The following is a 13,717-nucleotide window of genomic DNA, read 5'->3' on the forward strand; positions in this document are numbered from 1 at the left end:
GCCTTCTGTTAATTCAGGTGTGACCGGTTATAATCTTGAGGTTGTGGGGTTTCTTCACTATATCCCCGCTTCTAACGGCCACAAGGTATCTGAGTCCCTTCTCGAAGGAGAGGTCAACCAGGCGCTGTGTTATAACACCATCAAATACCACAGCGTAGGGGTGGTTGTTGACCCTGCTCAGTTCATCGTAGAGGTTCTCGACCTTAACCTCCCTGAGTATGTTCAGGGCATCGTCGAGTATCTCGGCGTTCCCGGTGCCCTCGAGCTCCTTCAGAATGTTACGAAGGAGCACCATCTTGTCCTCTGTTTTCTTCTTTTCCTTCTTCATTCCAAGGTCATGGTAGAACTGTTCAACAGGCACCTTGTTCCGGAGGGCCATCATTATCTCGTCCTTCTCAAGGTCCTCAACCTCCTTGCCCCTGGGGGCCCTGGTGACGTAGTCTATCTCACCAACCTGGAGGAGTTCCTTGAGTATGAGTTCACCGCCCCGGTCACCGTCAACGAAGGCTGTAACAGTCTTTTTTCTGGTTAAATCAGCCACTGTTTTCGGTACACTGACACCCTCCACTGCTATGGCGTTCTTTATACCGTACTTGAGGAGGTTGAGGACGTCGGATCTTCCCTCAACCACCAGTATGGCGTCTGAGGTCTCGACGTTGGGGCCGGCCGGGAGTTTCTCCTCACCGTACTCTGTGATCTCATGGACACGCATGGCCTCCTTGACCTCCTCGATCATCTTGAGGCTTTCGGGGGTAACCTCCTCCATCATGCTGGCGTAGATCTCCTTAGCCCTTTCAACGACCCTTTTACGTTTAACGGCCCTTACGTCCTCAACCTTTGTGACCTGGATGTAGGCCTCGCATGGTCCAACACGGTTGATTGTTTCGAGGGAGGCTGCAAGTATGGCGGTTTCAACACGGTCAAGGCTTGATGGTATTATTATCTCCCCCTTTGATTTACCACCACGTGATGTTATGTTTACCTTGATTCTACCGATCCTTCCTGTTTTCTGGAGTTCCCTGAGGTCCAGGTCGTTGCTGAGGAGGCCCTCAGTCTGTCCAAATATCGCCCCCACGACGTCTGGTTTCTCTACGATTCCATTAGCGTTAATTTGAGCGTGAATGAGGTATTTAGTTGTACTTATCTCTTCTTTTCCCATGTAAACCCTCCTTTTGAGGAATGACTGGTTATCAAATTGAAGTGTGATGATAACAGCATTCAGATATTATCAAGGGGGTATGGGCACACCTCCAGCTTCAGCCTTTCAATGTATGAAGGGAGACTCTGTATGTCCTTGATGTATCTGCGCGTCATCCCCATTAGTCTGCGCCGTATCCTGAGGTCTGGATCTGCTCCTAGACTCTGCATGTCCCTGTAGAGTCTTTTTGCAAGTTCGCTGCCCTTCCTGTCAAAGTCTGTTAGTATTATGGCCCTCGATGACCTGGATGCAATAAGGGCGATTTCAGAGAGGCTAAGCCTGGAGCCTGAAACCTTTATGAAGGGGCCGTTGATGCCCAGCTCCTGCAGGGCTTCTTCATCCCTACGGCCCTCAATCAGTATGGGTATTCCCTGCTCTCCCTGATATTTAAGTTCCTCTAACTCCTCCGTTATCTGCTGAAGCTTGATAAGAGACATAGGTAGCCCTTTATAACCTGATAATATCTATATCTTATATGACGATACTGATATATAAAATAATCAGAGACGTGTTTCTGGGCTATATTTAAATATTCATGTTATCATAATACTATATCATTTTAACAGATTCATGGAGGAAAGATGGTGGCTAAGGGCCTTATAAGAATCGTTCTGGATATACTGAAACCCCACGAACCCATAATACCGGAATATGCAAAGTATCTGAGTGAACTGAGGGGTGTTGAGGGAGTTAACATCACCCTCATGGAGATCGATAAGGAAACCGAGAACATCAAGGTGACCATTCAGGGAAATGACCTGGATTTCGATGAGATAACAAGGGCAATAGAGAGTTATGGTGGATCCATCCACAGTGTTGATGAGGTTGTAGCTGGAAGGACCATGGTGGAAGAGGTCACAACTCCCCAGGATTGATTGGATGGCCAGGAGAGGTATGAAACCAATTGAACGCCTCAGGAGACTCAGCTCACCTGCGGATCCTGTCAGGCTTTTATCAGGGATATCTGCGCCGCAGATCTCAGATGCCCTCAAGGGCGTGACAGGTGAGGTGGGCGTGATACCCTCAATAAAGCCAGTGAACAACCTCCGTGTCTGTGGCAGAGTGGTCACAGCCAGGACGTCCCAGTACGACTGGGGAACATCAGTCATGGCCATTGATGCTGCATCACCTGGGGAAATTATTTTTATAGGTGCTGACGGTGATGAGAGGGCAGTGTGGGGTGAACTCACCTCAAAAACCGCCCTGAAGAAGGGTATAGCAGGGGTCGTTATATATGGATCCTGCAGGGATATTGACGCTATCCTTGAACTTGATTTTCCTGTATTCTCAAGGGACTATGTTCCCTGTGCAGGAGAACCCCGAGCCGGGGGGCAGCTCAATGTAGAACTGGAGTGTGATGGTGTCAGGGTTAAAAATGGTGACCTGCTCCTTGGTGATGAGTCAGGTGTGGTTGTGGTACCATCGGAGGTTACAGTGGAGGTCGTGAGGGCCGCCATGAAGGTGAGGGAGAAGGAGTCCTCAATAGTGAAGGGTGTTGAAGGCGGAATTTCACTTTCAGAGATCCTTGGCCTTCGGAAGTAGTTGGTTTCCATGGGAGAGAGCAGTGTATTTGATTACATCCGGGAGAACAGAAGGACCATCGTTCTCTCATTCATTGCTGTTGCTGTTGTAATATTCCTTATAGGTTTTTTCGCAGGTTTTGGTGATATTCTGAGGGCCCTTGAGGGGACCAGCCCATATTTTCTTGCCATCAATTTCATCCTGGAGGCCATCATACTTGTCCTGTGGACCCTGCGGTGGAGGCTCATCCTGAATGTGGTTGATGATGCTCCATCCTTTCCGAGGCTCATGATGCTTCTTTTTACCAGTATCTTCGGGAACAACATAACGCCGGGGGCTGCCGGTGGTGAGCCACTGAGGGCCTACCTCCTGCGGGAGGTTGAGGGCACACCCTTTGAGATTGGCTTCGCATCATCCACGGCAGACAGGGTATTTGAGTTCATACCCTTTGCCATGATCTCCATCCTCTCTGCGGTCCTCATAATGACCTGGGATATATCCATCTGGACCAGGATAATTGTGAGTGTGCTGATCCTTGTGACCATTACAGGGTTCTCCCTGGCGGTCTATGCAGGTATGAACAAAAAAATAGCCCAGAGGATAGCCCTTTCTGTCACAAGGAGGCTTGTTTCATGGTTCTCAAGGTTCAGGGAAGGGGGTATCAGTTTTGCAGGGATACACGAGAAGGTCATATTCTATATAAATCGATTCAATGATGGCTTTTCAACTGCAATAACCGACAGGAGGGTCTTTGTTATCGGATTCTTCATATCACTGGGGATGTGGGCCCTTGATGTCTGCCGGTTCTATGTCTGCTTCCTGGCTGTGGGTGTCTCACCACCCGTGGTTCCACTCATAATAATCTACACCGTCGGGATCTTAATATCCCTCCTTCCGATTCTTCCAGGGTCCCTTGGATTGAGGGAGGGAATACTTGTGGCTTTATTTGCTGTTGCAGGGATAGGCGCCGATTATGTCATGGCAGCCAGTGTTGTTGATAGGCTCGCAAGCTATATTGCACCGACATTGATAGGCCTCATGGCGGCAATCTACTATGGAAAACAGATGACAGCATGACCTCCAGCCTAATTTTATATAAAATTATCGAAACATTTATATACTAGTAGTTAGAGAATATAGTATATAAAATTTTCGGTGAATCATGAAGGCTTTAGGGAATATTTCACATGTCTCCAACAAGGGAAGGATCATAGCACGTTCAGATAGAACACCGCAGCTTGGAGCACCTGTTTTTACTTCCAAAGGGAAAATGATAGGAAAAGTGCACGATATCTTTGGACCTACAAGGAATCCATACATATCCATAAAACCACTTCGTGCAGTAAACCCTGAAAAGTTTGAGAACCGAGTTGGAGAGACTTTATACGTGGGTATAAAGAATGTGAAAAAATGGGGGCGAAGGAAACGAAGGAGAAAATGAGGTCTGATGTTTCTGAAATAGAGAGGGAAACAAAATGCCCTGAGTGTGGCTCCGATGACCTTAGGGGCGACTACGAGAGGGCTGAAATAGTCTGTGGAAAATGTGGTCTTGTCATAGACGATAACCTGGTTGATATGGGTCCCGAGTGGAGGGCCTTTGACCACGAACAGAGGGATAAGAGGACAAGGGTAGGTGCACCCATAACCTACACCATACACGACAAGGGTCTATCAACAATGATAGACTGGAGAAACAAGGACATATACGGAAGGGACATACCTGCAAGGAACAGGGCCCAGTGGTACCGTCTGAGGAAGTGGCAGAGGAAGATAAGAATATCCGGCGCCACCGAGAGGAACCTGGCCTTTGCCCTGAGCGAACTTGACCGTGACTCATCAAGGCTGGGGCTCCCACGGAGTGTCAGGGAGGCGGCCTCCATGGTATACAGGAGAGCCGTTGAGAACAAACTCATCAGGGGAAGAAGCATCGAGGGAGTGGTTGCAGCATCACTCTACGCCGCATGCAGGAAATGCAACGTTCCAAGGACACTTGACGAGATTGCAGAGGTCTCAAGGGTGAGCAAGAAGGAGGTTGGAAGGACCTACAGGTTCCTGACAAGGGAACTCAACATAAAGCTGCCTCCAACATCTCCGGTGGATTACGTGCCAAGGTTTGCAAGCGAACTCGGCCTCTCAGGGGAGGTCCAGTCCAAGGCCATTGAGATCATTGAGATGGCAATGGAGAACGGCCTCACATCAGGAAGAGGTCCGACGGGTGTTGCAGCAGCAGCCCTCTACATAGCATCTGTCCTCCTCGGGGAACGCAAGACCCAGAGGGACGTTGCAGAGGTTGCAGGTGTAACAGAGGTAACCATAAGGAACAGGTACAAGGAGCTCACAGAGCAGCTTGACCTTGGAGTGACCCTCTAGTTACACATACCTTTTTTCTTGGATAAGTATAGCTGTTTTGCGTGTTAAACACACTTTTTTCTATTATCTGCAAATTTTTTGACCGGCATCTGTTCCTGCCACTTCACTGATTCTTTGATTCTGGAGAGGCCCCGGTTTTCATTTAAATATTTAAAAATAGCGATTTTTAGCATCCCCCGGAGCACTCATCTATTGTCCTCTTAAGGGCTTCTATGATCTCGTTGTTACCACCATCGTAGTCCTCAAGGTTCCTCCTGTAAATATCCAGCCTGCCAAGGAACCTCTCAAGGCTTTCCCTTTCAGTTTCCTCATGGAACTCACCGTAGCCGAGCTTCTCAAGGTAAACTGCATTCAGGATCTGCTCGAACTGCCCCTTCACAGGAACACTGTAGACGGGTTTCCTGAGGTAGAGGGCCTCACTTATAAGGGTGAAGCCTCCATTTGTTATAACCGCCGCTGCAGACTCGAAGTCCCTGAAGAACCGGTCCTCATTGAATCTCCTGAAGGTGAGGTTTCCATCAACACCCTCTCTGTCAAAGCCATAGACAAGGAATTTCCTGTCAATGGACCTGAGAACCTCAAGGAGCTTCCTGTTTGACTGACTGGTCTGGTATACCAGAACATGGTCCCCATAGTATGGTCTGAGACTTCTTATTTCCTCCCTGAGTACAGGGGGATACATGGACACCTTATCCGGGTTTTTAACCTCCGGGAAGAAGTAACTGGTTATCAGATAACGGCGGGGTCTCACAATGAAGGACCTCACAACGGCCTCTGCCTTCACCTTATCCCTGCGGAACCTCTCAGGGTACTCTATACGGCACTGGGTTATCACGTGCATGTTATCGATGCTTATGAGGGGGATGCGGAGCATGTTACTCACAAGACTGGCATAGAACTCAAAGTCAGAGACCACAACATCCGGCCTGAAGTCCCTCGCAGTCCTGTAGAGCAGTTTGAGGTTCTCCTTGAGGTCCCGTGGGAAGGTTTTCATGGCCTTCATGAAGGTTTTAACATCATTTACACTGTTATCCTCGTAGACGGTGTTGAACCCATATATCTCATGGACGTTATCGAATTTACTGCTCAGGTACCTATATGCGCGGTCACTTGCAAATATGAGGACTTCATGGTCCTCTGTGAGTTTATCAAGGATCACACCACTGCGTATCGCATGACCCATGCCCTCACCGCAGACAGAGTATAGGACCCTCCTTTTCCTCTTTGAGTGACCGAATTCATAGTCAAGGTCACCTGCACTGACCCTCTTCCCCATGAAGTCATAAATGGTGCTCTTGGTATACTTGAATGCGAGGTTTTTGAGTCCCTCCTTTTCAAGTCTCCTTATGGATACCAGTACCCTGGGTTTCCTGAGGACCCTGAACCTGCTTATCTTCCCTATCCTTTCAATGTAGTCTGTGTCCTCTCCAAAGTCCAGGGATTCATCGAATCCACCCACCCTATCATGGAGTTCCCGGCGTGTCAGTATGCCGTAGCATCCAGCCCCATGGGGTTTTATGGATTCAACCAGTATCATGAATCTGTTGGCAAATTCATGCAGTATCTTGTCGCGCCTCCTGGTTGATATGGGTATCATCTGGGTTATTGCGATTCCAAGGTCCTCTGATTCAAACTCCTCAACAGCATCCCTGAGGTAGCCGTCGGTGAGGACAAGGTCAGCGTCCAGGAACAGCAGCAGCTCGCCCCTGGCAGCAGCAGCTCCCCTGTTTCTTCCCACCGCGGGCATACCCCCATCAACAACCCTGCAACCATATTCTTCCGCTATCTTTCTCGTGTTGTCATCGGAGTTTGCATCTGCGACTATAACCTCATAATCCTTGAAGTCCTGCTTCTTTATGCTTTCAAGGAGTCCTGGAAGATATTCCTCCTCGTTGTATGCTGGTATGATTATGCTGAGCTTCATTCCCTGTTCCTCCCTAGAAGAATGAATAGAAGTTCCATGTCATGAAGAAACCATGGCACCTGCCATCAAGGCGACGTGTGAGTTTATCCAGGAGTTCCATTTCGTTCTGGTCTGATGAGAGCTTTAGGATGATTCTATCACCCATATTCTCCTCTGAGAGGACATGCAGTCCCTCAAGGTCGGGGCTGCCTGATGGGTCGAGGATGGTGACCTCATAGTACTCCGGGACTGATCCAAGGATCCCCAGGAGTATGCGCACGGCTATGAGCCCTGCTATTATGATGGTGGGGACCTTGAGGTTGCCAGGCCTGAAGGGAACCCTGAGGGCGCTCATGCCGAGAATACCTGATAGACCTGTAAGTGCGGGGGTTGAGAACAGTCCACCATCTATTATCCCTATTATGGTCGTGGCTGTGGCGAATATCACTATTGCAACGTGGAAGTCCCGCCGGTCACCTGTTGAAAGGAGGCCCATGAGATAGATCACCGGGATCACCGTGAGGGTCATGGGTAGGAGGAAGGGGATGTAACCTGCCAGGGAAGAACCGGTATGGATCCCTGATGATGCCGGAACAATGAGACCCGTCAGGGGACTCAAACTGGCCTTGAAGACGTGTGAGTGGGTTATACTGGTCGATGCTGGCGGATCCATTGATATGAATGTTGTGAATGGGGATACACCCATTCTGAGGCGTATAAGTATCTCAACTCCAATTCCTGTGAGGTACGTGATGAAGGCCAGAAGGGCTGCGATGTGGAGGTAGGTGTTCTTATCAAGGCGTGCAAGTCTCCCCAGCAACCCGTCCCCCCTGAAGAGGGGTGCCAGGAGGAACATGCTACCCATGACGGTGAAGAATATCACGTCCTTACCCTCTGATGAGCCCATGAGGAACACGTGTGTGATGGGTGTTATGATGTGATCCAGCAGGTCTGTCACCATGAGTGTGACCGCCACCCCAATGAAGACTATGCCTGCTGCCATGAACCTCTCTGATCTCAAATTTATTCACCCAGAAGAAATTTAATAACTAACAGGGTGAGATATGGAACTTTCCACTTATAAATTATAGGGGTATAAAGGGGACAGGGAATTGTTTATGGATCCATTGATCTATGTGCTGGCACTTCTATTCACAGGACTTCTGGTTGGACTTGCAACGGGCCTTCTTGGAGTTGGCGGCGGCTTCATAATAGCCCCGGTGCTATTCTTTCTAATGGAGGCAGGGGGCACACCACCGGATATTGCCATAAGGACGGCCTTCGGCACCAGCCTTGCCATAATACTTCCAACGGCACTGAGCGGAGCCCACTCCCATTACAGGAGGGGGTGTGTTGATCCAGGGACTGGCATCACCATGGGTGTTCTCGGCGCATGCGGTAGCGTGGCAGGGGTTTTCACAGCATCAGCCTCACCTGCAGAGCTCCTAAAAAGAATATTCGGTGTTTTACTCATCCTTGTTTCACTGCAACTCCTCCTATCATCCAGAATTCCGCCTTCAGGGGTTAAGAGGAATGTAGCAGCCCCCCTTGGATTCCTCACGGGTTTCCTCTCAGGCCTCCTGGGTATCGGTGGTGGTGTTGTCCTTGTACCGCTCCTTGTGATGGTCGCGGGCTTTGATGTCCTCGAGGCCGTTGGCACATCCTCCCTTGTAATTGCATTCACGGCTGCATCAGGGACCATCTCCTACATCCTAACAGGTCCCGGGGGTCCATTCACTGTGGGATATGTTAACCTCCTCCAGTTCCTGCTTGTGATTGTTGTGAGCGTCCCAGCATCAAGGCTTGGTGCTCTAATCGCCCACAGGGTTGATGTGAGGTACATAAGGTACATCTTCATAATCCTCTTAATCTGCACGGGTTTGAGGATGCTTCTCTGAGGCTCTGCGTGTAGCTTTTGATGGGCGACTAGGTGTAATGGGTGGATTCTGGGATTTGTCAATGATGAAGAGATTAACAAAAATATATAAAATCAGATGAACATATCCATAGAATGGTGAGATGATGCTGAAAAAATGGATGGGTCTCCTTTCGGTTATTCTGGGTATTGTATTTCTGGTATCACCTGTCTCAGGTGTGACGGCCATAAGCATACTGACGGGCATTGTGCTCTCTGCCCTTGGAGTCTGGATGCTTGCAAATGCAATCAGGGGGCGGAGGTACATGGAGGTGGGTGTGCTCTGGATGGTCTTTGCGGTTATAACACTGGCAGTTGGCCTCATGCTGGCCTTCAGGGTCTTCCTGATAAATCAACTTGCAGGGGCCTGGCTTTACATTACAGGGATCCTTCTCCTGGTGGCTGCAATGCTGATACTCTCAGCAGGCTCCCAGAGTTACCTGAAAAGAAATGCGGGTCTAATGAGCGCCATTTTGGGGGTAATATACATTCTTATTGGCGCACTCTCATTCAACCCGGTGTTTGTGGGTCTGGCTGTGGGCGTGATACTCATAGTTTATGGGGTGGCTGTACTCAGATCCCCATAAACTCTTCACCTTTTAATTGAAAGTACAACCCAGAGCACAATGAAGAGGGCGAATACCAGGTAGAATATTGTCCGTGTCCTCCTGACCCTCTGCTGATTTTTCAGGAGGATCTCCTGACACCTCTCTGAACAGGTCACCTCATCCATGGGTATTGGCGTGCTGCATACAGGGCAGTGCTTGTGTGGTTCAACCATGCTTATTACCTCCATTAAATTTTGATTACAGATAAAAGATACTTTGACGGTTATTCTGGGATAACTGTGGTGCCTATCCTGCCATCAATGGCCCTGAGGAGATTCTCCGGGTCGTTACCGTTCACTATCAGGGTCCTTATACCGGACCTTCTTATCATATGCAGGGCTGTGTGGTCAAAGAACTCATAGGTACCTGCCCTCACATCAGAGTCCCTTAGGTGTTCGAGCATCTCACTGGCGGTGATCTCAGGGTAAAACCTGGCTTCAGGGTACCTCGTCGGGTCCCTGTCATAGAATCCATCCACAGAGGTGAGGTTTATCATGAGGTCGGCCCCAACGGTTTCAGCTAGTATGGCCCCGACAGCATCTGTGCTATGCGCTGGTTCGGTGCCACCCATTACAACTATTCTGCCGGTCGCAGAAACCTCGAGGGCCTCCCTGAAGTTCTCCGGAACCCCAGGGTAGGCGCTATCACCCAGGGCGGTTATCAGGAGCCTGGCATTCAGGCGGGTCACATCTATGCCTATATCATCACACTGGGCCTCCCTGGCTCCCAGTTCCCTGGCAACCCCTATGTAGTCGCGGGCGGGTCTTCCTCCCCCCACAACCACAAATAGTTCATGTTCATCCCTCAGCGAATTCAGGATGTCAGCATAGGCCCTGAACATCTCATGGGAGAATTCACTTATGATGATTGATCCTCCAATGGTAATCACGATTCTCATAACGGTCCACCATAAAATCAGTTGACTCTTCCCTTCGAGTTATGGTTGAATCCATTTATACATTTTTCTCCCACCCTCCAGTAAACTTTATAATTACCCCGCCCCATATACATTTACAGTTTATTTTATCATTTTCATGAGGAGTGATTCATAGTGAGCGAACCATCATCCAAGGAGCTTTTCGAATTCAAGAGGATCCTCCAGGAACTCTCAGACAAGAGGGGCAGGGGGACGGAACTTGTATCGGTATACATACCCCCCGACCGACAGATCAGTGACGTTGCAAAGCATATGAGGGAGGAACTGAGTCAGAGTGCCAACATAAAGAGCAAACAGACGAAGAAGAACGTCCAGTCAGCCATTGAGGTGATAATGCAGAGGCTCAAACTCTTCCCGAAACCACCCGAGAAGGGACTGGTCATGTTCGTTGGCATGGTGCCCAGGGGAGGCCCTGGCACAGAGAAGATGGAGACCTACGTATTCGAGCCCCCGGAACCCATCAAGACATACATATACCACTGCAACTCCGAGTTCTACCTTGAACCGCTGAGGGAGATGCTTGAGGAGAAGGAAACCTATGGTCTGGCTGTCCTTGACAGGAAGGAGGCCACCATCGCAACCCTGAAGGGTAAGAGGATAGACATACTCAAGACACTCACCAGTGGGGTTCCAGGTAAGCACAAGGCCGGTGGACAGTCCCAGAGGAGGTTCGACAGGCTCATAGACCTTGCCGCCCACGAGTTCCTCAAGAGGATAGGGGATCACATGAATGAGGCCTTCCTCCAGATAGATGACCTTAAGGGGATAATCCTCGGAGGACCGGGCCACACAAAGGAGGAGTTCCTCAACGGCGATTACCTTCACCATGAACTCAAGAAGAAGGTCATAACGACTGTGGACACATCCTACACAGGGGAATTCGGTATAAGGGAGGTCATAGACAAGTCAATGGATGTTTTAAGTGAAATAGATGTTATGAGGGAGAAGAAGCTTGTCCAGAGGTTCCTCAGGGAACTCATCAATGAGGATGGTCTCGCCTCCTACGGTGAAAGGGAGGTTAGACAGCACCTCCAGATGGGTGCAGTTGAGATTCTTCTCCTGTCAGAGGACCTTAAGTACCAGAGGGGGACCTATGAGTGCGCATCCTGCGGACACAGGATGGAGAAGACCGGTAAGGACCTCCCTGATACTGAAACCTGTCCCAGCTGCAACGATCAGATGAGGCTCTCAGATAGGCGAGACATGATCGACGACCTCGTTGAGATGGCCGAGGAGGTGGGGACTGAGGTTGAAATCATATCAACCGAGACCGAGGAGGGAATGCAGCTTCTGCGGGCCTTTGGAGGTATAGGGGCGATACTGAGGTACCGCCCCTGATTCTGCACATTTCTGTGATTCAGTACCTTGAATGATCCCCTTTTTTCTATCACTGTGTGGCACTGTATTCTGTGGGATCCACTGTTACGCGGTGACCTTTAAGTTTTTTTGTTCTTCCTAATGTTCTGATTCTGTGGGATCCACCTTCAGGAGATGACCCCCACGGCAAGCAGGAGGTGAAGGGGTCCCTCGAGGTCCGCTATGAGGGTCGCTGTCCTTATATCCATGAAGGGTTTCAGGTGCAGGTAAAGGGCGGTGTACACTGAGAGGATCACCGCAACCACGCCTATGCAGGGGATGATCCCTGTGAGAACCCCAAGGCTGAGGATGGCAGCTCCAAGTGCATTGATGAGCTGCAGGATCATCAGGCTGTTCTCACCGAAGACTACCGGGAGGGTTTTGAGGCCCTTCAGGGAATCCGATTCAACGTCCTTGTAGTCGCTGAAGGCTGTGTTCACATACACCTTGAGGAACATGAAGATGAAGACCAGGGCCTGTGCAGGGTGGGATCCGCCCATTGCAGGTATGGTTGTCCATGAACTCCATATAAGGCCCAGGTAGATGTTCTTGAACCCTGTCATGTACCTTGTGAGACCCTTGAAGAATCCTGCGTACATGATCCCCATAATGAAGAGTGCAGCTGTGAGGGCCATGATCAGCGGATCCATACAGATCAGTAGCAGCGCCAGAAGGGCTCCTGCATAGGCTGCCAGCAGCCATTTACCCCATCTACGATTGAATTCTGACCTATCAGAGTTCGTCAGGGAGTCCACATCGAGGTCAGCAAGGTAGTCATAGGCGTAGACTGTAAGGGGCAGCATGAAGGATACCCCGCAGCTTAGGGGGCTGCAGTGGCTTTCAAGGAGAACTGATGATGCCACAAGGAGTGATGGCCCCCACAGCGCCGGGAGAAACCCCCCATGGATTAAAAGGTTTTTCAGGGCAAAAAAGAGTTCCCTTAAAAATGTCGCGTTTTTCAGAGATCCGGTTTCATATAGATGGACTGACATAGTATTAACTATGTGGGCATGAAAACTTACCACTATCCATATAATTTAGAAAAAATATTCCAGCTTGAAGGGGATTTGATGATTAATTTTTCAGTTCATGGCCCTGAGGTTCTGAATGGGCATCGATTATGCGGATAAAAAGGTGATCTCCCTCGAGGCATGCTGAAACCCTTATCTGACAATTATGAGATTAAGTAGGGGGAAAAATCAGTGCTGGAGGTTATATCCACACTTTAAATGGAAAATTAGATATGCAAAAAAATTCTGTGAGATAAGAGGTGGGGTGATGAAGTGAACTCCTCAGCCGAGTCTCCTCACCCTTATGAGTGACTCAACAGGCACACCGTCAACCTCTGATATGCCCTTCTTGTCTATTAGGACCGTGACGGCTATGGGCTTCGCTCCCTGATTCTTGAGGACCTCAACCACCTCAGCTATGGTTCGGCCGCTTGTTATGACGTCATCAACAACAACGACCCTCTTACCCTTGACCTTTGCAAAGTTACTGCTTATGGCTCCCTCTGCACCCTCATCCTTCCTGTGCTTTACAGGGTGAAAAACTGCAAGTGAGGTTTCCAGTCCAGTTTCAGCACCCATAACATCGGCCATCAGCGTTGCGAAGGGAACACCGCTTATGGCGATGCCAAGAACAACATCTGCAACACCATACTTGAGGGCCATGTCTGCCATGGCAGCTGAAACATACCTCATACGGGATGAACTGCCCCCCAGGCTCTCCCAGTTGATTGCAAAATCCACAGGGGCCTCCTTACTGGAAACAGAGGTTGTTGTCTGAAGTGTAAGCCACCTTGCAGTGTCCTTTGACACGTTCAGTTCATCTGCAATTTCCCCTGTGGTAAATCCTCTGCTCCTGAGCTCCTGGGCCTTCCTTATAAGTTCATTTTCCATACAAGCAC

General features: G+C 49.5%; 16 protein-coding genes. 8 read left to right on the plus strand and 8 right to left on the minus strand.

Going from position 1 to position 13,717, the window contains the following annotated elements; genetic code table 11:
• Nucleotides 1–13: 13 nt before the first annotated feature.
• Together dnaG and DNK57_RS06615 are read right to left on the minus strand one after the other, a co-directional pair.
• Nucleotides 14–1,159, minus strand: a complete 1,146-nt coding sequence (gene dnaG, locus DNK57_RS06610; protein ID WP_192962179.1) for a DNA primase DnaG — start codon at nucleotides 1,157–1,159, stop codon at nucleotides 14–16.
• A 59-nt stretch (nucleotides 1,160–1,218) separates the two neighbouring features.
• Nucleotides 1,219–1,635: a toprim domain-containing protein gene (locus DNK57_RS06615; RefSeq protein WP_192962180.1), complete on the minus strand. Its 417-nt coding sequence runs from the start codon at nucleotides 1,633–1,635 to the stop codon at nucleotides 1,219–1,221.
• Between the two features lie 144 nt (nucleotides 1,636–1,779).
• Here DNK57_RS06615 and DNK57_RS06620 point away from each other — a divergent pair, with 144 nt between their 5' ends.
• The 5 genes from DNK57_RS06620 (at nucleotide 1,780) to DNK57_RS06640 (ending at nucleotide 5,089) form a co-directional block, all read left to right on the plus strand.
• Complete coding sequence (locus DNK57_RS06620) at nucleotides 1,780–2,073, plus strand: DUF211 domain-containing protein (RefSeq protein ID WP_010876522.1); 294 nt, start codon at nucleotides 1,780–1,782, stop codon at nucleotides 2,071–2,073.
• Between the two features lie 19 nt (nucleotides 2,074–2,092).
• Nucleotides 2,093–2,740, plus strand: coding sequence for an RraA family protein (locus DNK57_RS06625; RefSeq protein ID WP_226891136.1), 648 nt, complete (start codon nucleotides 2,093–2,095; stop codon nucleotides 2,738–2,740).
• 9 nt (nucleotides 2,741–2,749) lie between these two features.
• Nucleotides 2,750–3,796, plus strand: coding sequence for a UPF0104 family protein (locus DNK57_RS06630; protein WP_226891137.1), 1,047 nt, complete (start codon nucleotides 2,750–2,752; stop codon nucleotides 3,794–3,796).
• An 85-nt stretch (nucleotides 3,797–3,881) separates the two neighbouring features.
• Nucleotides 3,882–4,160 (plus strand): Gar1/Naf1 family protein, encoded by a 279-nt coding sequence (locus DNK57_RS06635; RefSeq protein WP_192962183.1) that lies wholly within the window; start codon nucleotides 3,882–3,884, stop codon nucleotides 4,158–4,160.
• A complete protein-coding gene (locus DNK57_RS06640) occupies nucleotides 4,157–5,089 on the plus strand; it encodes a transcription initiation factor IIB (protein WP_192962317.1) in 933 nt (310 codons plus the stop codon). The genes DNK57_RS06635 and DNK57_RS06640 overlap by 4 nt, the downstream gene beginning before the upstream one ends.
• 166 nt (nucleotides 5,090–5,255) lie before the next feature.
• Here the strand turns inward: DNK57_RS06640 and DNK57_RS06645 are convergent, their stop codons facing one another.
• Nucleotides 5,256–7,013: an MJ1255/VC2487 family glycosyltransferase gene (locus DNK57_RS06645; protein ID WP_048175555.1), complete on the minus strand. Its 1,758-nt coding sequence runs from the start codon at nucleotides 7,011–7,013 to the stop codon at nucleotides 5,256–5,258.
• 13 nt (nucleotides 7,014–7,026) lie between these two features.
• Nucleotides 7,027–8,013, minus strand: a complete 987-nt coding sequence (locus DNK57_RS06650; RefSeq protein WP_192962184.1) for a hypothetical protein — start codon at nucleotides 8,011–8,013, stop codon at nucleotides 7,027–7,029.
• A gap of 97 nt (nucleotides 8,014–8,110) precedes the next feature.
• Here DNK57_RS06650 and DNK57_RS06655 point away from each other — a divergent pair, with 97 nt between their 5' ends.
• Both DNK57_RS06655 and DNK57_RS06660 read left to right on the plus strand, forming a co-directional pair.
• On the plus strand, nucleotides 8,111–8,890 hold the full coding sequence (locus DNK57_RS06655) for a sulfite exporter TauE/SafE family protein (RefSeq protein WP_192962185.1): 780 nt from the start codon (nucleotides 8,111–8,113) through the stop codon (nucleotides 8,888–8,890).
• 124 nt (nucleotides 8,891–9,014) lie between these two features.
• Nucleotides 9,015–9,494, plus strand: a complete 480-nt coding sequence (locus tag DNK57_RS06660; protein ID WP_048175552.1) for a DUF308 domain-containing protein — start codon at nucleotides 9,015–9,017, stop codon at nucleotides 9,492–9,494.
• Between the two features lie 5 nt (nucleotides 9,495–9,499).
• Here the strand turns inward: DNK57_RS06660 and DNK57_RS06665 are convergent, their stop codons facing one another.
• Both DNK57_RS06665 and pyrH read right to left on the minus strand, forming a co-directional pair.
• Nucleotides 9,500–9,688, minus strand: a complete 189-nt coding sequence (locus DNK57_RS06665) for a DUF2116 family Zn-ribbon domain-containing protein (protein ID WP_048175551.1) — start codon at nucleotides 9,686–9,688, stop codon at nucleotides 9,500–9,502.
• A 50-nt stretch (nucleotides 9,689–9,738) separates the two neighbouring features.
• Complete coding sequence (pyrH, locus tag DNK57_RS06670; protein ID WP_192962186.1) at nucleotides 9,739–10,413, minus strand: UMP kinase; 675 nt, start codon at nucleotides 10,411–10,413, stop codon at nucleotides 9,739–9,741.
• 153 nt (nucleotides 10,414–10,566) lie between these two features.
• Here pyrH and prf1 point away from each other — a divergent pair, with 153 nt between their 5' ends.
• The gene (gene prf1, locus DNK57_RS06675) at nucleotides 10,567–11,790 is read left to right on the plus strand and encodes a peptide chain release factor aRF-1 (RefSeq protein ID WP_048175549.1); all 1,224 of its coding nucleotides are present in this window, start codon (nucleotides 10,567–10,569) and stop codon (nucleotides 11,788–11,790) included.
• Nucleotides 11,791–11,936: 146 nt separating this feature from the next.
• Here the strand turns inward: prf1 and DNK57_RS06680 are convergent, their stop codons facing one another.
• Both DNK57_RS06680 and DNK57_RS06685 read right to left on the minus strand, forming a co-directional pair.
• A complete protein-coding gene (locus DNK57_RS06680) occupies nucleotides 11,937–12,800 on the minus strand; it encodes a UbiA family prenyltransferase (protein ID WP_192962187.1) in 864 nt (287 codons plus the stop codon).
• A 300-nt stretch (nucleotides 12,801–13,100) separates the two neighbouring features.
• On the minus strand, nucleotides 13,101–13,709 hold the full coding sequence (locus DNK57_RS06685; protein ID WP_048175547.1) for an orotate phosphoribosyltransferase-like protein: 609 nt from the start codon (nucleotides 13,707–13,709) through the stop codon (nucleotides 13,101–13,103).
• Nucleotides 13,710–13,717 lie beyond the last annotated feature (8 nt).

It is taken from the genome of Methanothermobacter thermautotrophicus (assembly GCF_014889545.1).
GTDB lineage: Archaea > Methanobacteriota > Methanobacteria > Methanobacteriales > Methanothermobacteraceae > Methanothermobacter > Methanothermobacter thermautotrophicus_A.